The sequence below is a fragment of the Maribellus maritimus genome, assembly GCF_022267315.1.
Taxonomy (GTDB): Bacteria; Bacteroidota; Bacteroidia; order Bacteroidales; family Prolixibacteraceae; genus Draconibacterium; species Draconibacterium maritimum.
Genome location: NZ_JAIKLE010000003.1, coordinates 132,660 through 158,546, shown reverse-complemented (window position 1 = coordinate 158,546; position 25,887 = coordinate 132,660). Strand labels below are relative to the sequence as shown.

Annotated in this window: 20 protein-coding genes; 10 read left to right on the top strand and 10 right to left on the bottom strand. The window is 38.5% G+C overall.

Annotated elements, in window-relative coordinates:
* Positions 1–45 precede the first annotated feature (45 nt).
* The 8 genes from lon to K5G00_RS03965 form a co-directional block, all read right to left on the bottom strand.
* Positions 46–2,496: an endopeptidase La gene (gene lon, locus K5G00_RS04000; RefSeq protein WP_238764447.1), complete on the bottom strand. Its 2,451-nt coding sequence runs from the start codon at positions 2,494–2,496 to the stop codon at positions 46–48.
* 206 nt (positions 2,497–2,702) lie between these two features.
* Positions 2,703–2,966 (bottom strand): type B 50S ribosomal protein L31, encoded by a 264-nt coding sequence (locus K5G00_RS03995; RefSeq protein WP_158864054.1) that lies wholly within the window; start codon positions 2,964–2,966, stop codon positions 2,703–2,705.
* Between the two features lie 123 nt (positions 2,967–3,089).
* Complete coding sequence (locus K5G00_RS03990; RefSeq protein ID WP_238764445.1) at positions 3,090–4,301, bottom strand: GNAT family N-acetyltransferase; 1,212 nt, start codon at positions 4,299–4,301, stop codon at positions 3,090–3,092.
* 47 nt (positions 4,302–4,348) lie between these two features.
* Positions 4,349–5,512 (bottom strand): GNAT family N-acetyltransferase, encoded by a 1,164-nt coding sequence (locus K5G00_RS03985; RefSeq protein WP_238764444.1) that lies wholly within the window; start codon positions 5,510–5,512, stop codon positions 4,349–4,351.
* A gap of 402 nt (positions 5,513–5,914) precedes the next feature.
* Positions 5,915–6,952 carry a TQO small subunit DoxD gene (locus K5G00_RS03980; RefSeq protein WP_238764443.1) on the bottom strand — a complete coding sequence of 346 codons (1,038 nt, stop codon included), beginning with the start codon at positions 6,950–6,952 and terminating at the stop codon, positions 5,915–5,917.
* A gap of 169 nt (positions 6,953–7,121) precedes the next feature.
* A complete protein-coding gene (locus K5G00_RS03975; RefSeq protein ID WP_238764442.1) occupies positions 7,122–7,469 on the bottom strand; it encodes a hypothetical protein in 348 nt (115 codons plus the stop codon).
* Between the two features lie 166 nt (positions 7,470–7,635).
* Positions 7,636–8,403 (bottom strand): Bax inhibitor-1/YccA family protein, encoded by a 768-nt coding sequence (locus K5G00_RS03970; protein WP_158868477.1) that lies wholly within the window; start codon positions 8,401–8,403, stop codon positions 7,636–7,638.
* Positions 8,404–8,506: 103 nt separating this feature from the next.
* Positions 8,507–9,229 carry a DNA alkylation repair protein gene (locus K5G00_RS03965; RefSeq protein ID WP_238764441.1) on the bottom strand — a complete coding sequence of 241 codons (723 nt, stop codon included), beginning with the start codon at positions 9,227–9,229 and terminating at the stop codon, positions 8,507–8,509.
* 157 nt (positions 9,230–9,386) lie between these two features.
* Between K5G00_RS03965 and K5G00_RS03960 the strand changes: the two genes are divergently transcribed.
* From K5G00_RS03960 to K5G00_RS03915, 10 genes are all read left to right on the top strand, one after another.
* Positions 9,387–10,730, top strand: a complete 1,344-nt coding sequence (locus K5G00_RS03960; protein ID WP_238764440.1) for an oligosaccharide flippase family protein — start codon at positions 9,387–9,389, stop codon at positions 10,728–10,730.
* Entirely contained in the window at positions 10,721–12,295 is a 1,575-nt protein-coding gene (locus K5G00_RS03955; protein WP_238764439.1) for an asparagine synthase-related protein, read from the top strand. Before K5G00_RS03960 ends, K5G00_RS03955 begins: the two co-directional genes overlap by 10 nt.
* The gene (locus K5G00_RS03950; RefSeq protein ID WP_238764438.1) at positions 12,292–13,215 is read left to right on the top strand and encodes a class I SAM-dependent methyltransferase; all 924 of its coding nucleotides are present in this window, start codon (positions 12,292–12,294) and stop codon (positions 13,213–13,215) included. Before K5G00_RS03955 ends, K5G00_RS03950 begins: the two co-directional genes overlap by 4 nt.
* A 175-nt stretch (positions 13,216–13,390) precedes the next feature.
* Positions 13,391–14,521, top strand: coding sequence for an AI-2E family transporter (locus tag K5G00_RS03945; RefSeq protein WP_238764437.1), 1,131 nt, complete (start codon positions 13,391–13,393; stop codon positions 14,519–14,521).
* 301 nt (positions 14,522–14,822) lie between these two features.
* On the top strand, positions 14,823–16,154 hold the full coding sequence (locus K5G00_RS03940; RefSeq protein ID WP_238764435.1) for a cytochrome c3 family protein: 1,332 nt from the start codon (positions 14,823–14,825) through the stop codon (positions 16,152–16,154).
* A 33-nt stretch (positions 16,155–16,187) separates the two neighbouring features.
* A complete protein-coding gene (locus tag K5G00_RS03935; RefSeq protein ID WP_238764434.1) occupies positions 16,188–19,130 on the top strand; it encodes a TAT-variant-translocated molybdopterin oxidoreductase in 2,943 nt (980 codons plus the stop codon).
* A 10-nt stretch (positions 19,131–19,140) separates the two neighbouring features.
* Positions 19,141–20,526, top strand: coding sequence for an NrfD/PsrC family molybdoenzyme membrane anchor subunit (nrfD, locus tag K5G00_RS03930; protein ID WP_158868485.1), 1,386 nt, complete (start codon positions 19,141–19,143; stop codon positions 20,524–20,526).
* Positions 20,519–21,019: a DUF3341 domain-containing protein gene (locus K5G00_RS03925; protein ID WP_158868486.1), complete on the top strand. Its 501-nt coding sequence runs from the start codon at positions 20,519–20,521 to the stop codon at positions 21,017–21,019. Before nrfD ends, K5G00_RS03925 begins: the two co-directional genes overlap by 8 nt.
* A 12-nt stretch (positions 21,020–21,031) precedes the next feature.
* The gene (locus K5G00_RS03920; protein WP_238764433.1) at positions 21,032–21,586 is read left to right on the top strand and encodes a c-type cytochrome; all 555 of its coding nucleotides are present in this window, start codon (positions 21,032–21,034) and stop codon (positions 21,584–21,586) included.
* Positions 21,587–21,618: 32 nt separating this feature from the next.
* Positions 21,619–22,779: a hypothetical protein gene (locus K5G00_RS03915; protein WP_238764432.1), complete on the top strand. Its 1,161-nt coding sequence runs from the start codon at positions 21,619–21,621 to the stop codon at positions 22,777–22,779.
* A gap of 17 nt (positions 22,780–22,796) precedes the next feature.
* On the opposite strand, the gene K5G00_RS03910 is transcribed toward K5G00_RS03915, so the two are convergent.
* Entirely contained in the window at positions 22,797–24,188 is a 1,392-nt protein-coding gene (locus K5G00_RS03910; protein ID WP_238764431.1) for an AGE family epimerase/isomerase, read from the bottom strand.
* 112 nt (positions 24,189–24,300) lie between these two features.
* Entirely contained in the window at positions 24,301–25,794 is a 1,494-nt protein-coding gene (locus K5G00_RS03905) for a hypothetical protein (RefSeq protein ID WP_238764430.1), read from the bottom strand.
* Positions 25,795–25,887: the final 93 nt, after the last annotated feature.

Sequence of the window (25,887 nt, the reverse complement as noted above, 5' to 3'; positions counted from 1 at the left end):
TCCGGCAGTTGAAATACTTTTCAAAAACCGAAAATACAAGAGGTATTAGTTCACCAATACCGGTTTTTCCACTTTTGTTTTCAGAAGTGCAATGTCCAGCACGTCCATAATGGTTTTTACAAAGTGGAATTTTAATCCTTTCAGGTAAATATCTTTTATTTCTTCCAGGTTCTTTTTGTTGTCTTCCGAAAGAATAATTTCGGTAATTCCGGCACGTTTTGCCGCCAGGATTTTTTCTTTTATTCCGCCAACGGGCAGTACTTTTCCCCGGAGTGTAATCTCACCTGTCATGGCAAGGTTCTTTTTTACTTTTCGCTGAGTGAAAGCTGACGCAAGCGACGTAACCATAGTGACACCAGCCGAAGGACCGTCTTTGGGAATCGCACCTTCGGGAACGTGAATGTGAACGTTCCAGTTATTAAATACTTCAGGCTTCAGTTCCAGTTGTTCTGCATGCGATTTTAGATATTCGTGGGCCAGCATGGCTGATTCTTTCATCACATCGCCCAGGTTACCGGTGAGTGTCAACGAACCTTTTCCTTTACTGAGACTGGTTTCCACATACAGAATTTCTCCGCCAACCGCTGTCCAGGCTAAACCGGTTACCACCCCTGCAAAATCATTACCCTGGTATTTCTCTTTGGAATATTCCGTAACTCCGAGGTATTCTTTTATGTCTGCTTTGCTGAGCTTTTTATTGTAACTTTCTTCAAAAGCTATTTTTTTAGCAATGCGTCGCACTACTTTGGCGATTTTCTTATCCAGTTCGCGCACACCCGATTCGCGGGTGTATCCGTCAATTACAAGCTCAATAGCATCTTTGGAAAATGAAACGTCCTTTTTTGTTAAACCGTGATTCTCCAGCTGTTTTGGAATCAGGTGTCGTTTGGCAATTTCTATTTTTTCTTCCACCAGGTATCCGCTTACCTCAATAAGCTCCAACCGATCGCGAAGAGGAGGAGCAATGGTACTTAATGTATTTGCTGTAGCAATAAACATCACCCTTGAAAGGTCATAATCGTGTTCCACATAATTGTCGTGGAATTCGCCATTTTGTTCCGGATCCAGAACTTCGAGCAAAGCAGAAGCAGGATCTCCATGAAAATGTTTTGAAACTTTGTCAATCTCATCCAGAATAAAAACCGGGTTGGATGATTTTGCTTTTCGTATATTTTGAATAATCCGGCCGGGCATTGCACCGATGTATGTTTTCCGGTGCCCCCGGATTTCGGATTCATCATGTAATCCACCCAAACTGATTCGGACGTAGTTTCTGTCCAGTGCCCGTGCAACCGATTTTCCGAGTGATGTTTTTCCGACTCCCGGGGGGCCATACAAACACAGAATCGGAGATTTCATGTCATTTTTTAGTTTCAGCACTGCCAGGTGTTCCAGAATCCTTTCCTTTACCTTTTCCAGTCCGTAGTGATCTTCATCCAATACTTTACTGGCATTCTTCAGGTCGAAATTATCTTTGGTATATTCGTTCCAGGGTAAATCAAGCAAAGTCTGGCAAAAAGTATATTGAACAGAATATTCTCCTGCAGCCGGATTTAAACGCCCCAGCTTTTCCACTTCTTTTTCAAAAAACTTGGCTACATCTTCATCCCACTTTTTTTCTTTGGCTTTTGCTTTGAGTTCTTTAATTTCCTGTTCCACCGGATTTCCGCCCAACTCATCCTGGATCGTCTTCATTTGCTGGTTCAACATAAACTCGCGCTGTTGCTTGTCCATGTCGGTTTTTACTTTCTTCTGTATGTCCTGTTTTAGCTCCAGCATTTGGACCTCTTTTACCAGGTAGCTAATGGCCTGAACACCCCTTTCTTTGATGCTCTCTATTTCCAATAGGTTTTGCTTGTCAGACACATTCAGATCGGTATTCGAACAAATAAAATTGATGAGGAAAGTAGAATTCTCAATATTTTTAACAGCAAAAGTCGCCTCAGGCGGAACATTAGCCGAAAATTGAGCAATTTTAATGGAAAGGTCTTTTAGCGACCCCACAATGGCGCTGAATTCATTGTCGTTTTCAGGAACAAAATCACTCAGCGGTTCAATTTTTGCTTTAAAATAAGGGTCCTCGCTTACAAATTCGAGAATATTATATCTTCTTTTTCCCTGGATAATTACTGATGTTGAGCCATCGGGCATTTCGAGAATTTTCAAAATTTCCGCAACCGTACCTGTTTGAAACAAATCGGTTGTTTTGGGCTTGTCAATCGTATAATCTTTTTGCGCAATTGTTCCCAATAGTCTTCCGCCGGCATAAACATCTTTTATCAGCCTCAACGATTTTTCACGTCCAACAGTAATCGGAAGTACAACTCCCGGAAATAACACCGTATTGCGCAATGGGAGAATCGGAAGAACATCCGGGATCTCCGTATTTTTTAGTTCTTTGTCGTCTCCGTCGGCAATGATTGGTATAAACTCAGAATCATTATCGACCATTCCTGTAAATATATTTTGAATACCTGTATGTTTTATTTTACCCATATAATTCCAATTAGTGACAAACTGTCTTATTCAGACGCTCTGATTTTATTAGGTGGTGTTGGTCAATAGTTGTGCCATAAAAAGTAATACGATTTTAATCGGAAATGTTCACAGGAATTTGTGGAATATCCCGACAAAATTTCATATTGGCACAAAAAAAAACATCCATCAAAAAGACGGATGTTTTTTCTATTGCCTTATTTCGTTTATTTTTTTCTCTTGTCCATGTGTTTCCCGTAACGGCTCATAAATTTGTCAACACGTCCTGCTGTATCCACCAGTTTAACTTTACCGGTGTAAAAAGGATGTGAGGTATTTGAGATTTCAATTTTGAACAGCGGGTATTCAACACCGTCGATAACTTCAGTTTCTTTGGTGTTAACTGTAGACTTGGTAAAAAAAGTATGTCCGTTTGACATATCTCTGAAAGCTACCAGTCTGTAATCTTCGGGATGTATTCCTTTTTTCATTTTTATTTATTTTTTATCTGAATGGTTACATTTCAATTACTGCAATCCATTCTTTCTGTTATTACAACTTTTATTTTGGCCTGCAAAGATAGTTATAGATCGCTATAATCCAAAAAAGTAGTGTTAAATTTTACCTGTTTTTGCCTTTACTTTTTCGTTAAGCGATTCGGAGCCAATTATCGGTGCTCGCAGGAAGGGTTTGTTCCGGTCAAAAAGATAACGCATAGTATAATGTGTTTTAGCCCGTTTTGCTCCTGTAGCTTCGTAAACAGCAATAATTTTGGGGTTAAAGTCGCCGGCCCACGAAAGTTCAACCTCCTTGTAATGCCGGTGCGATTTCTTTTTCATAATCTGTTCCTGATGCCAGAAAACTGCCGATTCAACTCCCGAACGCTGGTATTTTGCGTCGATTCCCATAATGATTATCCGGGTTCGGGTCATGGTTTTTTTCCACTTGTAATAGAGGAATTTTGCTATTCCCAAAACATTTAGCTTCCCGTTGAGTTTTTTAAGAATTTGGTTGATGTCAGGAATCATAACAAATAAAGCAATCGGTTTTTCCTCGTGATAAGCAAACCAAATCATTTGAGGGTCGAGAATCGCTTTGGAAGAGGTAATAAAATCGTGGATATCTTCTGGGTCAAGTGGCTTGTAGTGTTCATGGAAAGACCAGGCGGCATCATAAACCGTACAGAAGTCTTTTACAAATTTATCTGTTTCCTTATAATCAAAATGGCGAAAATTGTATTGTGGTTTTTTGGCAATCCATTCTGCAATTTTCCAGAAACGTTCGGGGAAAGGTACAGTGTAATCGAGGTGATAACAATATTGTTCAAAATAAACTTCAAATCCATAATTGCGAAAAAGTTTTTCATAATACGGGGGATTGTAGGGCATTCCATATCCCTGTTGCATAAAACCGTCAACCAGTAAACCCCAGTTTACGTAGTTTTCGCCAAAGTTTACCGGACCATCCATGGCTTCCATCCCATTTTTTTTGTTCCATTCTTTTGCGGTATCAAAAAGTAGATTTGCAGCCTCCTGTTTATCGATACATTCAAAAAAACCACAACCGCCGGTCGGTTGCTCATAGGTTTTGGCAGTGTTTAAATTGATAAAGGCTGCTATTCTCCCGAGCAAATTGTTATTGTCATCGGTTAGCACCCACCGAATTGCTTTTCCGTTTTTAAAGGTTTTATTTTTGGCCGGATTAAAGGTATCCTCAACCATTCCTTCCAGAGGCTGAACCCAGTTGGAATCGTTTTGATATATGGTGCGGGGAACCTCGTGGAATAGTTTCCGGCTTTTTTTATCGTTTACTTCTACAAGTTTCATGGCGTCTTTTTTTGCGAAGGTAGCTCAAATTTGGGAAATGCCGGACATTAATCTATAATCGGAGCCCTTTTAAACGTTTTATTTTGGTTGAAAAGATAACGCATGGTTTTATGCGTGAGTGTCTGTCTGGCACCAAACGATTTGAACAAGGCATTCATTTTGGGATTAAAATCACCCACCCAGCTCATCTCCATGTCATTGTACCACGTTTTTCGGAGCATCACTTTTTTTAACTGATAAAATATTCCTGACTCAATCCCCATCCGCTGATATTTGGGAATAACTCCCAAAACAATCACCCTGCAACGTGTAATGGCTTTCATTTTTTTGTAGTAGAAAAATTTGATGATTTTGTACAGATTGAACTTTCCGTTGCTGAATTTTTGCAGAATCTGATTGAAATCGGGAATCATCATATAAAAAGCGATGGGGCTGTTATTGTGGTACACAAACCAGATAAATTCTTCATCGAGCAGCAGTTTTGAACTGTCTAACATTTCTTTTAATTGCTCAAAACGTACCGGTTTGTAATTCCCGTGATGACTCCATGCCTGTTTGTGGATTTCGATAAAATCACGGATATATTTGTCCCGGTTTTTGAAACGAAAATGCTGATAGGAGAATCCCGGTTTTTGGGCTACCCAGGCAGCAATTTTCCAAAAACGGTCGGGCAGGTCGGGGTTGGTAATATCAAGTGAATAACTGTACTGGTCGTAAAAAGTTTTAAAACCGTATGCTTCAAAAAAATGCTGATAATAGGGTGGATTGTATTGCATCCCAAAAGTTTGGGATTTAAAACCGTCGGAAAGTAATCCCCAGTAAAAGAAATTCTCTCCAAAGTTTATGGGACCATCCATGGCTTCCATCCCATTTTCTTTGAGCCAAATTTTTGCTGTGTCGAAAAGAAGAAATGCGGCACTTTTATCTTCAATACATTCAAAAAATCCGCATCCGCCGATGGGTTGTTCATATCCACCCGCATAATCATCGTCATAGAATGCGGCAATCCGGCCAATGTATTTCCCATCTTTTTTTAAAATCCAGCGGCGTGCATCTCCTGTTTTAAATTTGGCATTTTTTTTTGGATCAAAAGAGTCTTCGAGCATTAGCCGGAGTTGCGGAACCCAGTTCGAATCATTTTTGTAAATGGTTTCCGGCAGCTTGTGAAATTCGTCTACGGTTTGTTTATCGGTTACTGGAATAACTTGCATAAACGCTCTGGTTTTTGCGACGAATTTAATATATCGGAATAAAAATGTAAAATCTAATTCAATTTTGTACTTGTATTTTTTAGGCAATAAAATTAGAATTTCTGTACCGCCGGGGCTGTTATTTGTGTAAATATCAGTAATATATAGGGTTGTCTTTTGCGCGTTCTGCGGGAAATTCCGTAATTACCGGCGGAGGCTATTCCTGTACCGGTATTTTGGGAGGAATCAATGTCATTTTGCGCAGTTTAATTATCAGGAAAAAATAAATAAGCTGTAAAATGACATTGTTTTTTTTGGAGTCGGGAGATTTATATCATTAACTAGTGAAACAAAAAGATAATAACAGGATGACATCCCTGTTGCTGATACTTCAGAGGGATGTTATCCTGTATTAGCAAAGATTTATAAAACAATATCTGTTGTCCAGAATATTCCACTAACGTCGGTCAATACCAGTTTGTAAGTGCCCGGAGAAAGTCCTTCCGGTTTTTCAAAAGGAATGGTAATGTCGGCTTTGCCGCCAAGCGGGATAATCAGACTGTGTTTTCCGGTTTTTACTTTGGTTACAAAATGGTTTGAAATGTTTTCTGCGGGAAAGTTTGCTAAATCGTCGCCATTCAGTACTATTTTTTTCTCGTCGTTCTGATTGCTCAATGCAATTTCGATTAAAAATGAACCGTAAACATCTACACCCTCTGTCCGGAAAACTGTAAAGTTGAGACTTTTATCCGTAACAAAAACATTTGAAATTTCAATGTCTGGTTTTACTGATTTATTGTGCAACGTTCCCCAAATTCCACCATGAAAAACCTGGTTGGTAAAAAGGCTGACAAACAGAATTAATATGGCACCTGTAAAGGTCAGTTTTTTCAGGTATTGTTTTGACAAAGGCAGTTCGCCGGACGCCAGCCACGCAAACCATTTTGTTGTTGTTATCTTTTTGTTTTTTACAAAAAGCTGGTTGTCGATGGAAAATATTCCACCACCGGAAAGAAAGATGGTAAAACCGGCCGCAATTCCGAGGATTCCGATTTGCCACTCATCTAGACAGGTGGTTCCTATCCAGCCGGAGCCCAGTAAAATTCCAAAAGCAAGGCTCAGAATGCCGATGCTCATTAACCGGGTAAATAATCCAAACATCAAAAACAAGCCAACAATACCTTCAGTAATGGTGAAAACGACCATTGCCCACCACAACCACTCGGGATGGCTGACCAGAAACCCGATAAGTGGTTTTATTCCGAGTGCATTGGGGAGAAAATGATTAAATTTTTCTCCGATATAACCCGGCAAGTCAGGGTTTAGCTTATCGGTTAATATGATTCTTCTCCAAAATGCAGAGAAATATGTCCAGCCGACCACAAGCCGCAGAGATAAACTTATCAGACCGGCGAGGTCAAACGATTCTTTTGGATTTGTTTTTTCTTTTATATAATTCATTTCGATCTATTTAATTCATCTGAAATCAGTTTACACTTGTTTGGGTATTAAGTAACATTTACTTTGTCGATTTGTAATCTAACTATGCTCCCCCGTTTTCAAAACAGAAGGATTTAAAAGTGAAAAATAGTTTTTGATAAGACTAAACGGAAAAGCTTTGATTTCAGAATTAAACAAATGCTTTGATTTGGCGAAAAAGAATGTATAGCGGAATGGTAACCGCAGAATTTAGGTTTACCGATATGGGGAATAAATATTTCCCGCTAACTGTATTTTGTGAAGTGAATGCTTGTGTAATTGAATTCGGGAAGAAATTTAGCTTTACTACATTGGTTCCGGTTTTAAGGACTGCAGATATTTCGTCGTAGCTAAGACAATGATATGAAGCGATGGTAGCCGATTTTATCGGATTCAAAGTTTGGGTTATTTCCTGTTTCAACTCAGCCTGCATTGCTTTCCGTACAGTACACGAAGAAAATGTTGTCAGGATAAGCAGCAATAGCGTCAGGAAATTCATCCAACTAAGGTTTCTTATAAATTTAAATATTTTAAACATCAAAATACGGAACACATAGTATGGCAGGAATGTTTTAAGAAGTTTCCTCCCTTTGTAACAAATGAAAAAAATGGCATTCCTTTGTTTACAACTTACAGGGATGCCATTCTTTACCTAAAATATTTTTTTAATTCCGGTTGGCCACTTTAGCCAGTAACCTTAATATTTCGAGATACAACCAAATTAAAGTTACCATCAAGCCAAATGCGCCATACCATTCCATGTATTTTGGAGCTCCTGATCCGGCGGCCCGTTCAATAAAAGAGAAATCGAGCACCAGGTTGAGCGCTGCAATAGCGACTACCACCAAACTAAAACCGATGCTGAAATTACTGCTTCCATACAAAAAGCCAAGATTGGCGCCAAAAAGTCCGGCGATAAAACTTACAAAATAAACCAGCGCAATTCCGGCTGTTGCGGCGAAAACTCCCAACATGAATTTTTTTGTCACTTTAATAATCCCCGAGCGGTAGAAAAACAGCATCGCAGCAAAAACGGCCAGTGTTAGTGCAACGGCCCGCATTACGATTCCGTTGTATTGCATTTCAAAAAAAGCAGAAATACCGCCTAGAAAGAGTCCTTCGAAAACGGCATAAATCGGTGCTGAAATTCCCGAACTTTGCGGACGGAACACAGTGATTAGAACCGTTATAAATCCGCCAATCCCTCCAATGGCCAGCCATGGTGCAACGGCTGAAAATCCTGCCTCCGGATTAATGTTGGCAACGTCAAAAAATTTGTTCCAGGTGAAAACGGCAGCTGCTACCACCAAAAGTAACATCAGAGCGGTTTTGTTTATTGTTCCGTTCACCGTCATAACATCTGATGCCGATGAATATCCCCGGCTAAAAACCCTCTCTTTAAAAACCGGATTTGATGTTTTTGATAAGTTCATTTTCTGTTTTGTTTAAATGTTTTCAAAATCTTAATGTAAACCAGTTGTCACACAATTCAAAAAATCTGCCAGAAGCAAAATACTGACAGCTTTTCAGGTATTATTACAAATTCTTATTTGGATTTGTTTTCCAGACCTCCTTAAAATAAGGGCTGCTTAGTTCTTCGTAAAGTGTTTCCCCCAGTTTGACAGTGTCTTCAAAGTCGCTTTGCTGCATTTGAAGAGCGAGTTCTACACTTTGTGTATTTAATAATGCCGAACGACTACCCAAAGCAATTACCGAGCGGTATATAATGGTGTGGAGTTTTGTGTTTCGCGCCAGTACTTCCAGTTCAGCATAAAAAGGCTCAAACATCTCGTCGATAGCATTTTTTTCTGTCACAGCGAGTCTGCTCATTAAATGAATTCCGGTAAAATGAACCAGGTATTTTTTCCCCCGGCACCACTCCAATGCTTTTACAAAAGCAAATTTGCATTTCACCCAAAGATTGGCAGAAACCTGTTCCGCAATTTCTGTATTTTCAAAACTTTTGGTCCAGTAGTCCATCTGTTCTTCTGTTACCTTTTCTGGCTCATCAAGCAGGGAAGCCAGAATCATGGTTTCGCGCCACTGTTTGTTCCAGAGTTTTAAAGCAAGTAAATGGTCGGGGTCAAATTGTTTGGCAATTTCCCTTAGTTCAATCAGCGAAACACCCCAGTTTAGTTTGTATTTTAATCCTTTTTGGCTCATCATCAAAGAAACATCACCGTTTTTCCGCAATTTGATAAGAGACAATAATTTTTGAAATTTTTGTTCGGTTTCCTGATTGTCGAGAATAAAGTCCATGAAAAAATTTTTTCCAAAAATAAAGATTATTAATTGTTTTAATTTTATGAATGAGATAAACTCTCGCTATGTAAATTTTATTTGTTGGGTTTTTCATTTCCTGTCCGTTTTTAAGTCCAATTCTATTTTCTATTTTTACACAGCTTAAAAAAAATACATGCCTGCCCTGCGAGAGTCGATTAATAAAGTATTTCAAAGCGAGTTTTACCGAAATATTCTGAGCCTTTTTTCAGGAATGTTTCTGGCGCGGTTATTTCCGGCGCTTTTTGCTTTAATAATTGTCCGGATTTATTCTCCTGAGAATTTTGGACTTTTTGTCTTGTATATTACAATTGCTTCCACACTTTCAATAATTTCCACGGGAAAGTATGAAAATGCAATCATTCTGGCAGAAACAAAAACGGAAAAGAGACATATTTTTTGGTTGGCTCAGAAAATCAATGTGCTTGTTAATGTTGTCGTAGCGCTTGGAATTTTTGTTTATATTCTGGTTGAAGGAGTAGAGTTAATAACGTCGGTTTTGCAATTGGTACTTATCCCTTTGTATTCTTTCTTTTTTGCTGCTGTACAACTTTTACGTAATGTTTTAATCAGTAATAAACAGTTTAAAAAACTTTCTTTTCTGGAAATTACGCGTTCAGTTACCACAGGAATATTGCAGTGTTTGTTTTTTGCCTTTCCTGACACCGGATTATTTATGGGCGCTTTTTTGGCGCAACTGTTGATTTATTTTGTTTATGCGCGAATGATTCCGGAAGCACAATGGAATCATAAATTTCGTTTCACAAAAGAAGAACGGAATTATGGAAGAAGGTACATTAATTTTCCAAAATTTTCTGTTGCTTCCGAGATCTTTAACTTTTTAAGTAGTCAGTTGCCTGTATTTCTGATTAAGCCTTTTTTTGGCAGTACAATGCTTGGCTTATATTCTTTTCCGCACCGTTATGTGAGTACTCCGGTTCAATTATTAAGTACTTCTGTTTCGCGTGTTTATATACAAAAGGCCCGGTCGTTAAAAGATAATGTTCCAGATTTGAGCCGGCTTACTTTTTCACTTTTTAAAAAACAATTTCTAATAGGAATAATTCCTTTTACCGTAATGACCTTGTGGGGGCAAGCTATTTTTCGGCTGGTTTTTGGGGCAGAATGGGAGTTTTCAGGTTTTTTGGCGCAACTTATTGCACCCTGGTTATTTGTTGTTATGTTGATCTCACCGCTGTCGGCAATAATGATCGTAATGGAGAAACAGAAAATTTCAATGTTTTTCAATATTCTTTTAATGGCTTTCCGAATTGCCGGGTTGTTAATTGGAGGAATAATTTTAAAAAATATTTCGTGGGCAATAGGCTTATACAGTTTCACCGGTTTTGCATTTTTTGTTGCGCTTGGAGCCTATTCGCTAAAACTGGCGGGGGTAAAACCTGGTGATATACTGAAGTTCGTTTTTAAAATCTTGATTGTAATTTTACTTCCTTTAATTTTACTCAGACTATGGATGTAAGGCCAAAAATCAACCTTGAGAAATATAGCTGGACTTCCGACGGAGGAATTTCGGTTTGCGGTTTTACCTGGTTGAACGGAGAGTATATTTCGGGGGACGGCTTTCGAAGATTGATATTGCAGCATTCGGATTCTGTTGAAAACATAAAAAAGTTTTTTACTCAACTTAACGGACAGTTTTCAATAGTTATAAATAAAGATTCTGTGGTTTGGCTGGTTTGCAGTCATACCTGGAGTTATCCTCTTTTTTATTTTCAGAATGGAAATGAGATAGCTGTTTCGGATGATCCGTATTTATTGGTAAAAGAGTTTTCAACTCCGGAAATAGATTCGTTTTCAAAAAACTATTTTTTATTGTTTGGTGTAACACCCAATAACAACACACTTGTTAAACAAATATACCAGGTAAATCCGGGAGAGATTGTTGTTTTCGAAAATGGTCGGGTGACTAACATGTCATTTTTTGATGTAGTGGGTGATATTTTGGATAGAAAAGTTGAGGAAGAAAAACTACATCAATCCATTTTGTCTTTGTTTGAAAGATATTCTGATTTTTTAAAAAATAAACAGGTATTGCTTCCGCTAACCGGAGGTTATGATTCTAGACTCCTGGCTTGTTTGTTAAAGGAATTTGGGCATAAAAATGTTCTTTGTGCAACCTGGGGACGAAAAGGAAATGTGGAAGTCGAACCGGCAGAAAAAGTGGCAAAACAGCTGGGGTATTCACATGTTTTTATTGAATACAACGAGGATTTTATCTCGGGATTTTCAAAAACGCAGCAGTTTCTGAACTATGCGGAGTTTGCCGGTCATATTTCATCGATGCCCTTTTTACAGGATTATTTTGCTATCGGTTATTTGCAGAAAAACAAAATGATAACGACAAAAACGATAGCTATGCCGGGTTATTCAGGCGATTTTTTTGCAGGCTCACATCTTGATTCACACGTCAGAACAGCAAACAACCGGTATTTGTTTTCGAAAATGGTAAACAAATACAGTTCTTCTTATCCTTTAAATGCAAGGCAATTGAGAGGTGTTGGAAGTTGTGTTGAAGAATGGTTTTTGGCAAATACAGCGGCTGAGCCATGGCAGAAATATGAGCAATGGGATTTTCAGGAAAGGCAGTGTAAATTTATAAGCAACGCCAACCATGCCTGGTTCTATTTTGGCGTAGAAGTTTTAATGCCGTTGTTTGATAAAGATTTTATTGATTTATTTCGGAATTTGCCGTTTGAGCAAAAATTAGGAGTTGGTTTTTACAACAAAACATTGGAAAAGCTATTTTTTAAACCACATAAGGTAGACTTTCATTTAAAAAACAGCATGAGACCAACCTCAACTCCTTCAAATTTGAAAAGACTGGTTTTAAAAATTTCTCCGGCTTTTTTGAAAAATATGTATTACCCGCTGTTTGATGATATTTTTTACCGCGAAATCACCATTGATTTAATGAGTTCCCGCAAAGATTATTCTTATCAAAGACCGTTAAAACCTAATGCTTACAATAGTTACATTATACAGTGGTATTTGCAGTTTTTGAACCAATTAATGACAAATAAATGATGATTAGTGTTTTGAAGAATGATTTGCTTTGTATTTATTGCCAAAGTCACGACCTGAAAATAATGGAGCAGTCCAATACATTGGTCTGCGAAAGTTGTAAGCAGGAATTTAGTATCCGTTATAATGTTCCGGTTTTTCTTCGCCAGGATAAAGAGGAGAACCTTTCAAAACCAGATATTCACCAAAAACAGGAAACCAATTTTAATTATATTGATCATTACCAAAAGGATGGAGTTGAATTTGACTATTTTGAAGAGCGTGACAGTGGTACCGAACATATGAATAAAAGAGTGGGAGAATATATTCTTTCACAAATAAAGAATAAATCAGGAAAAATACTTGATGTGGGTTGTGGTAAAGCCTGGGTGGCAAAAGAGTTATGTCCCCGGGGCTATAAAGTTGTTTCTATGGATATTTCATTGGAGAATACTTCAGAAGCGTTGAAAAGATACCCTTTTGAAAATCATGTAGCAGTGGTTGCCGACGTATTTTCTTTGCCATTTAAAGAGAATGTTTATGATTACATCGTTGCGTCGGAGATTATTGAACACGTGGCTGATCCCGCAAAATTTGTGGCGAATCTTATACGCGTTCTAAAACCCGGAGGAAGCCTGATCGTAACAACGCCTTACAAGGAAAGAATTCGTTATTCTCTTTGCGTTCACTGCAATAACCCGACTCCGCTTCATGCACATATTCATTCTTTTGATGAAAGAATATTAAAAGATTTATACAAAGCTGCTGATTTGGAGTCATATGAGTTTTTTACGTTTGGAAACAAAATCCCTGTACATTTACGAATGCATGGTTTTCTAAAGTTTTTTAATTTTTGGTGCTGGAAGAAGTTGGATCAGGTATGTAATTTCATTTATAACGCTCCTCTGCGTATTTTGGCGAAGTGGGAAAAGAAAGTAAAGTAAAAAATATCTTTGGTAGTGGTGTTGACTACAGGTTCGAAATCTTATTTTTTATTGTGCTGTGATACTCGCGTTGTTGGAACAGTTTTTTGGCTTACACGGCGTAGCAGGATACTTTCAATGCGAATGATTTGAAGTAAGTTTTTCTTGCTTTATATTTGTTTAAAATCGAAATCAAATGATTCAACTAAAAGGCAGAACCCGGAATATTTTATTTATAGTTGGCGGAATATTTACCGTTTTTTTGATTTGGTATTTTAGTGCAATCGTTACTTATGTGCTTATTTCGGTTGTTCTTTCTTTTATTGGTCGTCCGCTTGTGCGGTGGCTGAGCGGGATTCACATTAAAAACATCAGAATTCCCAAAGGTTTGGCTGCATTTTTAACCCTGGTTGTATTATGGATTGTTTTTATTTCCTTTTTTAGGTTTATCATCCCGCTTCTAATCAGTGAAGTTGAAACACTTTCACAAATCGATCTGGAAGCGCTGATCAATTCCATTGAAGAGCCAATCTCACATTTACTTGAGCTTACCGGTAGCAATACACTTTCTTTGGAGAACAAAACATTTATGGATGTACTGACAGAACAGTTGACTTCGGAGATAGATGTATCGAGGCTCTCCAATATTTTTGGAGTTGTGGCAGGTACGCTGGGTGAACTTTTAATTGCTTTTTTTTCCGTTTCCTTTATTACCTTCTTTTTCCTGAAAGAGAAAAATATGTTTCGCGAGGGCGTTTTGCTTATCGTTCCAACAGAAATGGAAGAGAAGGTGGCACATATAATGGACTCTATTTCCCATTTATTGCGACGTTATTTTATTGGCTTACTTTTCGAAGTTTTTATGGTCATGTTGCTTGATACTCTGGGATTAACCATTGTCGGAATTGAATTTAATCACGCCGTTGTAATTGGTTTATTTTGCGGAATGTTTAACGTAATTCCTTATCTGGGGCCATGGATGGGAGCTGCAGTTGGTCTGCTTATTGGTGCAGCGCTGAATATAAATGCCGATTTTATGAGCCATACGCTACCATTATTAGGATTTATGACCATTGTTTTCGCCTCTGTTCAGGTTATCGATAATGTATTATTTCAGCCGCTAATTTATTCCAGCAGCGTAAAAGCACATCCTCTTGAAATTTTTTTGGTGATCATGGCGGCGGGAAGCCTTGCGGGAATTTTAGGAATGATCCTGGCAATTCCGGTCTATACAATTCTTAGGGTTATCGCCAAAGAATTTTTTGATAACCTGAAACTGGTGAGGAAACTTACTGAGAAATTAGAAAATGAAAAAAATGCTGAATAAAGGTAGAGTTTAAAATTGTAAATTTTATTTCCTGTTAATTTCCCACTCCCTTTTTTTTACTCAATTGTTGAATTTGTTGAAATTCAGAAAATATGATTTGGTGAGTTTGATATTATGTAAACATTTGTCGGTTTCTGAGTAAGTTTATTTTAAATTAATGTTCATTTAATTTGAAAAGAATCCTGATTTTAATTATCTTTTCTAGAAGTTTTTAGGCTTTTTCTGAAACCTTTGCAGATGTAGTTTGTTAAATCTTATGTTTTATTGGACAGGCCTTTGTTTTAATGCTAAACTGGACAGAATGAGAAATTTTTTTCGTGGGAGATTAGGTACAAAAAAAGTATCCTTTCGTATTCTTCTTGTTGTTTTAATTATTCCTTTTTTTTATGTAAAATTTGCTTATTCACAGGATGATTCCGCTTCGGTTTCTGAAAGTACTATGGTTGCTCAACAACCAGACGACACCACTGGGAATCAAAATTCTGAAAATGAAGCAATAATTCCGGGAAAGGACAGTGCTCATTTATCAGAGACTGATAGTGCTGCTTCCGGGCATGAAGAAACTACTGCAACTCCCGGTGAAATTGATCACGCTGTGTCAGAAGGGCATGAAATTGATGAAGTAAAAAGAGGAGAGCGTTTTTTTCGCGGGCTTTTACCTTTCAGAAGTGAAAGTCAATCCTGTGTTTCATGCCATAACATCAGACAGGTTGATACGCTAAACTGGAATCCATCAGCGCACGATATCGCCGTAAAATATGCACATATGGATTTTGCTGCCTTTCAAAATGCAGTAATGAATCCAACTGGAGTTAAAATACAAGCTTCACACCAAAACTTTGAATTAACCGAAGACGATCTGCGAACAGTAAAATCGTTTTTGGATAATATGGCAGCGGAAGGGCCGGTAGCTTCAAAACCCAGTTACAATAATTTAATTTTATTTTTATTTTTAGGTTTGTTACTTACCTGGGCAATCATAGAATTAATTTTCCTTAAAAAAATAAAGTGGAAGTTTATTCCTGTAATTCTACTTATTGGAGCATTTGGCTGGCAGATAAAAATGATAGTGACGGATGCTATTCGTCTGGGACGCCAGGAAAATTATGCTCCCGATCAGCCGGTAAAATTCTCACACGCTGTCCATGTAGGTGAAAATGGTATTGACTGTATGTATTGCCACACAACCGTTGAGCAAGGAAAATCTGCAGGAATTCCCGCAGCCAATCTTTGTATGAATTGTCATATTATTATCAGGGAAGGTACAAACAGTGGAAAATTTGAAATTTCCAAAGTTGTGGAGGCCAATGAAACAGGGCAGCCGATTGAATGGACACGCATCCACAATCTCCCCGATCATGTGTTCTTTAGCCACGCTGTGCATGTTGGCTCTGCAAAACTTGACTGTGCAACGTGTCATGGTCCGGTTGAAGAAATGGATGTTATGCGCCAACACAGCGACCTTTCGATGGGATGGTGTATCAATTGCCACAGGGAAACACAGGTGAATTTTGAAGAGAATGACTATTACGATCAATATATCAAATTACATGAAGATTTGAAGGCGGGAAGAATTGATACCATAACCGCCGAGGATATTGGCGCTAACGATTGTATGCGTTGTCACTATTAAAATTGTAAAAACAAAAGTTTGTAAGTTCAGACTATGGTAAAATATTGGAGAAGTTTAGACGAATTAAAAGATCCGGTAGCATTTAAAAAGAACGAGCTAAAGCTTGAAGTCGACACCAAAAGGGAGTTGTTCAAAAAAGAGTCGGCTTCGTCGAGGCGCGATTTCCTGAAAACTTTTGGTTTTAGCGTTGCAGCAGCGGCGGTTGTTGCGAGTTGTAAAAAACCGATTGATAAAGCAATTCCCTATCTGATAAAGCCCGAGGAAGTTACTCCAGGGATGGCCAATTATTATGCATCAACCTATTTTGATGCAAATGAATATTGCAGTGTATTGGTGAAAGTACGTGATGGCCGTCCGATAAAGATTGAAGGAAATAATTTGTCTTCTGTTTCTCAACAGGGAACCACAGCACGGGTGCAGGCTTCGGTTCTGAACTTATACGATGACGCGCGGTTTAAAACTCCTCTAAAACAAGGAAGTGCAACTGCCTGGGAAGAAGTGGATGCTGAAATCGTTCAAAAACTTGCGGAATTAAAAGCCGAAAACAGAAAAGTGGTTTTATTGACCTCAACCATTATATCTCCTTCAACAAAAAAGGTAATTGGTGAATTTCTTGAAGAATATCCAAATGCTGAATGGCTGCAATATGATGCTGTGTCGGCAACAGGAATTTTGAAGGCGAATCAGGCAAGTTTTGGAAAGGCTTTCCTTCCGGATTACCATTTTGAAAAAGCAAAGGTAATTGTGAGTTTTGGTGCCGATTTTCTTGGAACGTGGCTTTCGCCGGTGGAATATACAAAGGCTTATACTGCCGGAAGAAGGGTTTTGGAAACTTCGGACGAAATGAATCGTCACTACCAATTCGAAACAGGGATGACTGTAACCGGTTCAAATGCAGATGTACGTTTTCCGGTTAAACCTTCAGAAGAAGCTGTAATTATTGCCGATTTGTATAATCAGTTGCTCTCCGCAAAAGGTATGGCACCAGTGTCTGGTCAAAAATCTTCGGTTGATTTATCCGCCCTGGTTGAAGACTTAATTGAAAATGAAGGAGAATCGCTGGTGGTTTCGGGTAGTAATGACGAGAATGTGCAAATTATTGTAAATGCAATAAATAATTTATTAGGGAATTATGGCTCCGCTATTTCCCTGAAGAAAACATTAAATACCCGCCAGGGACTGGATGATGAGTTCGAGTCTTTTCTCTCTGAACTGAACTCGGGCAATATTTCCGGAGTTTTGTGTTGGGGAGTAAATCCGGTGTACAATCACCCCAAAGGAGAAACGATAAAAACGGCCCTGGAAAATATTTTTTTGTCGGTTTCTTTTGCTGACAGAAAGGATGAAACAACTGCTGCCTGTCAGTTTGTTTGCCCTGAACCGCATTATCTGGAAGCATGGAACGATGCTGAACCCAAATCAGGGGTGTACAGTTTGGCGCAGCCTACCATTCCAAAATTGTTCGACAGCCGACAGCCACAGGAGTCGTTGGCGAGATGGAGTGGGACAGAGTCTCCCGATTTTTACACGTTTCTGAAAAACAATTGGGAGAATGAAATATTTGTTCAGCAAGATGAATTTGCAAATACGCAAATGTTTTGGAATGACGCCCTGCAAAAAGGAGTTTTTGAATCAGAACAGGAAATCTCTCAAAATATAAGTTACAGTGAAAATGGATTAGAAAATGCACTTTCTGCAATCCAACCTGCATCGTCAGGTTGGGAAATTGCATTTTATGAGAACATGGGAATGGTGAACGGCAACTTTGCCAACAATCCGTGGCTGCAGGAATTACCCGATCCGATTGCTAAAATTAGCTGGGATAATTTTGCTGCTGTACCGGTAAGATGGGCGGAAGAAAACGGAGTTGCCAACGAAAGTGTTATCACGGTTAATGGTGTTGAATTACCTGTTTTTGTACAACCGGGACAGGCGCCTGATACGATTTCTGTTGCGTTAGGCTACGGACGTCAGGTTGCAGGGAAAGTAGGTGAAGGAGTGGGTAAAAATATGTTTGCCCAAACAATTGTCGAAAATGGTGCAAAAAAATTCTGGCTTGCAGGAGCCGAAGTGGTAAAAACGGAGAAAACATACAAACTGGCGCTTTCGCAAACTCATCATTCCATGGAAGGACGGCCAATAGTTCGCGAAACAACTTATGACGAGTGGAAGATCGATCCGGCTTCAGGTAACGAAAAACATGAGGAGGTGGAAGATCACCATGTTACACTCTACCCGGAACCTGAGTTTAAAGGGCATCACTGGGGGATGGCTGTTGATTTGAGTTCCTGTATCGGTTGTGGAAACTGCGCAATTTCCTGTCAGGCTGAGAACAATATTCAGGTGATTGGGAAAGAACAGGTTCGAAATCGCCGGATTATGCACTGGATAAGGGTAGACCGCTACTTTTCGAACGATGCTGAAAACCCGGAAGTATATCATCAGCCGGTAATGTGTCAGCATTGCGATAACGCACCTTGCGAAAATGTTTGTCCGGTATCGGCTACACCGCACAGCGAGGAAGGATTAAATCAAATGGCCTACAACCGTTGCGTAGGAACAAAATATTGTGTGAATAACTGTCCGTACAGAGTTCGTCGCTTTAACTGGTTTCAGTACATCAACAATGATGAGTTTGATTATGCATCAAACAGCGAGTTGGGAAGAATGGTATTGAATCCTGATGTAACAGTGCGCTCACGTGGTGTAGTGGAAAAATGTTCTTTCTGTGTTCAGCGGATTCAAGAGAAAAAAGCGCAGGCAAAAGTGGATGGCCGTCCGATTGAAGATGGCGAAATTCAGCCGGCTTGTGTCCAGTCTTGTCCGGGGAATGCACTCGTTTTTGGTGATTTGAATAATTCGGAAAGTAAAATTTCCAAATTGTTTAAAAACAAAAGAAACTATCATTTGCTTGAAGAGCTTCACACGCTTCCTTCAGTAGGATATTTGACGAAAGTAAGAAACAAAAAAGCTTAAATAAAAGCCTATGTATAAAACAGAGGTACGCGGTAAATTAATAGATGGCGATAAAAGTTTTTCGCAAATTTCGCGGGAGATTACGGCTCCTATTAACGATAAAACACCGCTTTGGTGGTATGCCGCATTTTTAATTAGTTTGGGGATGTTTGGATTTGGCTTGTACGCCAAATATATTACGGTTACAAAAGGGATTGGAACCTGGGGAGTAAATAACTCCATTGCCTGGGGCTGGGCCATCATTAATTTTGTGTGGTGGATTGGAATCGGGCATGCCGGTACCGCGTTTTCCATTTTCCTGTTGATTTTAAGGCAGAAATGGCGTACCGCAATTAACCGGGCTGCAGAAGCAATGACCGTTGTGGCTGTTTTTTGCGCAAGTTTATTTCCTTTACTTCATATGGGACGCCCCTGGTTATTTTTCTATATTTTTCCATATCCAAATACGCGGGGTCCGCTTTGGGTGAATTTTAATTCGCCGCTTTTCTGGGACTTTGTTGCAATTTCGGCCTATCTGCTTATCTCAGCAAGTTTCTGGTATTTTGGGATGGTTCCTGATTTTGCAACGATTCGCGATACCACAAAATCAAAAATTAAAAAAGCGGTTTATGGTTTTTTCTCGTTTGGATGGACCGGCTCGAGCAAAGAATGGTTACGTTTTGAAGGTTTGAGTTTTGTTCTGGGGGGAATTGCTGCGGTACTGGTAGTATCCGTTCACTCCATTGTATCAACCGACTTTGCCGTTTCGGTTGAACCGGGCTGGCACACAACTATTTTTCCACCCTATTTTGTTGTAGGGGCAATTTTCTCTGGTTTTGCCATGGTGCTGACCCTGGTTGTGCTGATGCGGGTTTTATATAAATTAAATGATTTTGTTACTGATTCTCATATCGATGCAGTTTGCCGGATTCTGATTTTTATTTCATTGATAATGGGAACTGCTTATATGACAGAAATATTTTTAGCCTGGTATTCAGGTTCTGAATATGAGATATATACCTTTTTCAAAAACAGGATTTTTGGTGAATATGCTTTTCAGTTTTGGGCCATGTTTATTTCCAATGCTATTGTTCCGCAGTTGTTTTGGTTCAAAAAAGTACGCCAGAAAATGTGGATGGTTTTTGTAATTTCTATCATTATCAACATTGGAATGTGGTTTGAAAGGTTCAATATTGTAATTACTTCGCTGAGCCATGATTATTTGCCTGCAAACTGGGCAACCTATTCACCAAGCTGGGTTGAAGTTGGATTTTTTGTAGGAACATTGGGAATGTTTATCGCTGGTGTTCTATTGTTTTTTCGCTTTATCCCGATTATTGCCATTTCTGAAATTAAAAGTGTGGCCAAGTTTAATAAGCCACGCAAAGATCACTTAAAACATGCCGGTCATGAATAAAGAGAAGTATATGTTGGGTGTTTTTAACGACGAAGACAGTCTTGTTGAGGCCTTTGAAAAAGTAAAAGCCAGAGGCATTTTACCCGTTGAAGTGTATACTCCTTATCCTATTCATGAGATTTTGGAGGGGATGGAGAAAAAAACAAGGATTACGCATGCTGCATTTTTTTATGGTTTGTTTGCGGCGCTTGGTATTTTAGGCTTTCTTTATTACGCTGCGGTTATCGACTGGCCTCTTCAGTATGGAGGAAAACCATTTAATTCATTTCCCTCATTTATTGTGGTTACCATTGTGGCCACTATTCTTTCCATTACTTTGCTTACACTTTTTACTTTCTCTGTGCGGGCGAAAATCTTTCCCGGAAAAAAGGCGGAGATTTTTCATGAGCGGGCGACTGACGATAAATTTGTGATGGTACTGGATAAAGATAGTCTGGGAGAAAATGCCGCAGAGATAGATTCAATTATTAAAGAGCACGGAAAAATTGAATAACTTTTATTGATTATGAAGAATACCACATATATAGGATTATTCAGCTTACTTTTTATTTTTTTGGCTTCGTGTGATTACAACCGACGGACCACGGGCTGGGAATATGGTCGCGACATGGCACACTCTGCAGCTTATGAAAGTTACACACCCAATTCCAATTTTTCGGATGGTAAAACCATGCAACCCCCTGTGGAAGGAACAATCCCACGGGGAATGGTCCCCTATGCTTTTGAAAAAACAGATGAAGACAGGGCATTGGCAGCGCAAACACTGATGAATGAATTGGAACCGACTCCTCAAAATCTGGAACGTGGAAAAAGAATGTATGGTATTTACTGTATGCAATGTCATGGCGAAAAAGGAGACGGACAGGGAGCGTTGTATGTCAATAAAAAATATCCTTATCCGCCAGCCAGTTTGTTGAGTGAAAAAATGCTGGCCAATCCGGAAGCCGATATTTATCATGTTATAACAGTTGGTTTTGGTGTTATGGGTGAACACGGTTCGATGATAAAACCCGAAGACCGCTGGAAAATAGCGATGTATATTAAAAAGGAATTACAGTAGAAGCATACCGAATAAGAGAAAAATAACCGGTTATGGAGAACAAATTAGTTGTATCGAATAAATTTAAAATGCTCACATATGTATTAATTGGCATAGGTGTGCTTTCATTTATACTGGGTTTTATTTTTGATGCAAAAAGAACCTGGGCAAACTATCTGCTAAACAATTATTATTTTTTAATGCTGGCTATTGGAGCTGCTTTTTTTGGAGCCATTCAGTATATCGCAAATGCAGGTTGGTCGGCAGCATTCAAACGAATTCCCGAAGCGATGGTTGCTTATATCCCTTTTGCCGGAGTATTTTTTCTGATTATGTTTTTTGGAATGCACTCCATTTTTGAATGGACACATGATGAAGTGGTTCAACACGACCATTTGCTTCAACATAAATCACCCTATTTAAACATTCCTTTCTTTTTTGCACGGGTTGTTGTATTCTTCGGAGCATGGACATTGCTTTCAAAATATTTAAGGAAGATTTCTTTAAAGGAAGATGAGGTTGGCGGAATGGAATATTTTCATAAATCTGAATTTTATTCAAAGGTTTTCATTTTTGTTATCGCCTTTTCCTTTAGCATTTTTGCGGTCGACATGCTAATGTCGCTTGAACCACACTGGTTTAGTACTTTGTTTGCCGGGAAAAGTTTTATTGCTGCATTTTTACACGGCTCTTCAGTAATAACATTAATTATAATTATACTTGCCAGAACAGGTCATTTTGATTTGTTGAACCGCAGTCATTTACATGATTTTACCCGCTATATATTTATGACAAGTATAATTTGGGGTTATTTTAATTTCGCCGAGTTTATGCTCATTTGGTATGGAAATATCCCCGAAGAAACTTCCTGGTTTGTTCACCGCTGGGATGGTGCATACAAAGTTTTGTTCTTTGCTAATATTTTAATTAACTGGTTTATTCCTTTTATTGTTTTGATGCCAAGAAAAACATCAAGAAGTAAACTGATAATTACGCCGGTTATTATTTTACTAATGATTGGTCAATATACTGAATTATATTACATCATTTGGCCGGCAACCGTGCATGAAGCAAAATTTGGGCTACTGGAAATCGGGACATTTGTTGGTTATCTTGGATTGTTTGCATGGGTCGTTTCAACCTGGTTGGCAAAAGCAAATCTGGTACCGAAGAATCATCCCTATATGGAAGAAAGTGTTTATCATCATTTTTAGAAAAAGGGAAAATTTGCCTAGTGTTTTGTTGTTGTCAATTCATGGTCGCCGCGAAGCATTTTAATACAGTTTCGCATCGTCCTGAAGTTATGATAGTTGATTTTCCAGTCTGAACCTTTTGGGGCTGAAACCTGTTCCGGGCTTTTGTCAATTCCTTCTGAATACCAACCTTTGTGTTTATGGTCAATTTGAAAGGTTTGGATGTATTCCCACTGTTTATCAAAATATTCCCTGTATTTGGGTTCATCCGGGAAAAGTTTTGACATCAGCAGCAAAGCATTCATAGCTTCAGCCTCGCTCCACCAAACCTTTGCATCGTGCATAATCGTTATGGTATCGGAACCTTGAAAATAATAGCCACGATCATAAATTCCGCCTTTTTTTTCGTCCCAACCGTTGTCAATGGTGTGATCGACCATTTTTTTGGCCAATGCAAGTGTTTTTTTATCAATCTTCCCGTAAAGAGAGTGTGCCGCTTCCAGCAACAGGAAGCCGGTTTCAATATCATGTCCGAAAGAAACATGGTCGGTGGAAAGATTTTGCCGGATTATTTCCTCTGTAAAATCCCTGAATGAAATGGGTGTAAAATCTCTTTCCAGGAAAAGCGTGAGATAGCCTTTGGGTGTTACTATTTTTTCTGAAATTAGATTAAAGACTTCGTTAAGCCGAATTTTAACCAATTCATCCGGCCAAACTTTGTACAATTCTTTTAATGCCTCCAGAACGTGAATCGAAGTATTTTGATCTTTCTGACTCATTCTTTTATAATCCGGTAATTCTTCGGGACGTTCAACCGGAGTTTCCTCCATTCTCCCCGCACTAAGGGGATTTCCATTTCTCTCCAGATTATTGAAATATCCTGAATACACCGGGTCGTGACTATACTTTTCCAGCCATAAAAAAGTCCGTTTTGCCAACTCCAACGCTTCTTCATTTTTGGTAAGATTATAATAAGCCACCAGGGCGTAAATACCAAATGCATTTCCGTAGGCCATTTTTGCGCCACCAAAATTGGTGGTACCAGGCTCTCCTTCCCGGTTCAGGGTGGTATAAAAACCTCCGTATTGCTTATCCCACATTTTGTTTTTCAGGAATTGAAATGCATGATCAGCTGTTTTTCGGTATTTATCATTTTGATAGAAAATTGCAGCTTCAGAAAGTGTCCACAAGTGGCGGGTTTGGGTAACAATCATCTTGTTTTGCGGCCCACTGGGCTGCCAGTCGAATGTAAAATTGCTCAGAAAGCCCCCATACACAGAGTCGATTGACCGGGGATACCAGGCATCCAGAATTTCGGTTTGAAGCGACAAGTTTAGTTCGTTGACAAGCTGCTGTTTTTGATTGATTCTTTCCGCACAGCTAACAGCAAAAAGGGCCACTCCCAAAATCAGAAAAATATTGATTTTCATTTGAATAGGTCTGGTTTGAATTTGAGATTAAATATAGGAAGAATTTGGCTGTGAATTTATTAATTTCAACTAAGTATTTTTAGTTAGAAAGGGAGTCATTGAGGAAATATGGTCATAGCTGTTCACGATTGCAACAATTAATTTCGTTAGTCACATTCAAATTATTTTCATTAATTGTTGTACTCTTATCTCCAACGTGTGTGGCAGATAAGTAAACAGGATTTCCTAAATAATATTCTCCATTTTTAAATTTTATATATGGAGTATGCGTGTCAGATACTGAAGAGTTATTACTCCAATAGGTCCATGTCCAATTTATTTCCCCCAGCCCAATATCGCTGGCTGGATGATGTTTGCTATTTAAATCTGTGTAAATACCCCATTCTCCGATAAACGAAGTATCACCACTTAAAAAACATGTTTCTGCAATATAGTATTCGTATTCATAGGACTTGTTATTATACGTAAAAGAACCTTTGGCGGAACCGGTTTGTGCCAGTGATTCAATGTTTACATATACTGTTGCAAATGTGTTTGTGTGTCCAAACTCGATAAAATCATCGTGTTGGATAAAAGCACAATATTTATATTTTTTATTGGAGTCCAATTCATTTAGTTTAAATGAAACGTCAAACGAGTAATCTGAATTTGGACCATATGTTATTTTTTGTGAGAGTACTGTTCCTGAAACTGTTGGCTCATCATTTTCAGGGCAATAACGGATGCCAACATTGAATTCATAAGTGCTGGTTGTATTTGTATATTCTTCGAACTCTGTAATTACATTACAAAGAGCACTGTTGTTCGTAACTTCACTCGCTTTATTTGTGGTAATAGTGAGTGAAAGTATTTGCATGGCTAATGCTTTTTGTTCATTGTTCGTAAACTTTTCTAAGCTCGAATTGCTTATCAAAGATGCGGTTGTTGCAATATTTAGGGCACATTCTGTATCTTTATTGGAACACCCAATAATCTTTGATATTGGTTGAAAAGTCTTTGTGTTTAAGTTTAGAATTTCATAGTCATCTACAGTGAAGCCATTTATTGTATGCAGAATGGTTTCTTCGGAATCGATAAGAGGGAATAGGAATTCAACATTAGGTTGCTTTGCTTCAAATGCTTTTATTCCAGATGCAACTCCACTAGCGATGTTTCCAGTCCATTTTATCATCGATTCCCGGTTATCTGAAGTATCTTCAGAATATAAATCCCAGTTTTCCCCTGTATTTATGGCTCTTTCAATTTTTAATTCTCCTGAGGGAAATATGACTGCCATATCCAAGTTATTTCCATTGAAATTGTCGAAAAGAAAAATATAGTCTCCGATTATAGTTTTTTGAGGTCGCCCGGAATCGTCCATGAAAATAGAATAACCATCACTAGCATTTCCCAGGCTTAGGAATAGCTTATTCGGAATTCCATTGGATTCATTGACAAAAAGATAGTCCCCCTTTTCGCCAATAATCCAGTAGTCCCAGAGAGTTTCGCTTTTAATATCATAGATACTCATATCTTTGGTCTGAAAAGAAGGATCTTCTTCTTTGTCGCAACTTAAAATAAATACACTTAGTATAATCCCGATAAAAAATAAATTATAGAATTTCATGATTTGTTTAGTTTTGACTTAATAATGTTTTTTTCTAAATTGGAGAAGGCAAAAGAAATATTTGCGTAAAATGGGTGAAACACTACAAAAATT

What these genes read in the sequence shown, in the direction of transcription:
- K5G00_RS03905 (WP_238764430.1), bottom strand. Translation starts at nt 25,794, where the DNA reads ATGAAATTCTATAATTTATTTTTTATCGGGATTATACTAAGTGTATTT.
- K5G00_RS03925 (WP_158868486.1), top strand. Translation starts at nt 20,519, where the DNA reads ATGAATAAAGAGAAGTATATGTTGGGTGTTTTTAACGACGAAGACAGT.
- K5G00_RS03945 (WP_238764437.1), top strand. Translation starts at nt 13,391, where the DNA reads ATGATTCAACTAAAAGGCAGAACCCGGAATATTTTATTTATAGTTGGC.
- K5G00_RS03940 (WP_238764435.1), top strand. Translation starts at nt 14,823, where the DNA reads ATGAGAAATTTTTTTCGTGGGAGATTAGGTACAAAAAAAGTATCCTTT.
- K5G00_RS03980 (WP_238764443.1), bottom strand. Translation starts at nt 6,952, where the DNA reads ATGAATTATATAAAAGAAAAAACAAATCCAAAAGAATCGTTTGACCTC.
- K5G00_RS03935 (WP_238764434.1), top strand. Translation starts at nt 16,188, where the DNA reads ATGGTAAAATATTGGAGAAGTTTAGACGAATTAAAAGATCCGGTAGCA.
- K5G00_RS03910 (WP_238764431.1), bottom strand. Translation starts at nt 24,188, where the DNA reads ATGAAAATCAATATTTTTCTGATTTTGGGAGTGGCCCTTTTTGCTGTT.
- K5G00_RS03970 (WP_158868477.1), bottom strand. Translation starts at nt 8,403, where the DNA reads ATGAACTTATCAAAAACATCAAATCCGGTTTTTAAAGAGAGGGTTTTT.
- K5G00_RS03995 (WP_158864054.1), bottom strand. Translation starts at nt 2,966, where the DNA reads ATGAAAAAAGGAATACATCCCGAAGATTACAGACTGGTAGCTTTCAGA.
- K5G00_RS03955 (WP_238764439.1), top strand. Translation starts at nt 10,721, where the DNA reads ATGGATGTAAGGCCAAAAATCAACCTTGAGAAATATAGCTGGACTTCC.
- K5G00_RS03950 (WP_238764438.1), top strand. Translation starts at nt 12,292, where the DNA reads ATGATGATTAGTGTTTTGAAGAATGATTTGCTTTGTATTTATTGCCAA.
- K5G00_RS03990 (WP_238764445.1), bottom strand. Translation starts at nt 4,301, where the DNA reads ATGAAACTTGTAGAAGTAAACGATAAAAAAAGCCGGAAACTATTCCAC.
- K5G00_RS03920 (WP_238764433.1), top strand. Translation starts at nt 21,032, where the DNA reads ATGAAGAATACCACATATATAGGATTATTCAGCTTACTTTTTATTTTT.
- K5G00_RS03975 (WP_238764442.1), bottom strand. Translation starts at nt 7,469, where the DNA reads ATGAATTTCCTGACGCTATTGCTGCTTATCCTGACAACATTTTCTTCG.
- K5G00_RS03915 (WP_238764432.1), top strand. Translation starts at nt 21,619, where the DNA reads ATGGAGAACAAATTAGTTGTATCGAATAAATTTAAAATGCTCACATAT.
- K5G00_RS03960 (WP_238764440.1), top strand. Translation starts at nt 9,387, where the DNA reads ATGCCTGCCCTGCGAGAGTCGATTAATAAAGTATTTCAAAGCGAGTTT.
- nrfD (WP_158868485.1), top strand. Translation starts at nt 19,141, where the DNA reads ATGTATAAAACAGAGGTACGCGGTAAATTAATAGATGGCGATAAAAGT.
- K5G00_RS03985 (WP_238764444.1), bottom strand. Translation starts at nt 5,512, where the DNA reads ATGCAAGTTATTCCAGTAACCGATAAACAAACCGTAGACGAATTTCAC.
- lon (WP_238764447.1), bottom strand. Translation starts at nt 2,496, where the DNA reads ATGGGTAAAATAAAACATACAGGTATTCAAAATATATTTACAGGAATG.
- K5G00_RS03965 (WP_238764441.1), bottom strand. Translation starts at nt 9,229, where the DNA reads ATGGACTTTATTCTCGACAATCAGGAAACCGAACAAAAATTTCAAAAA.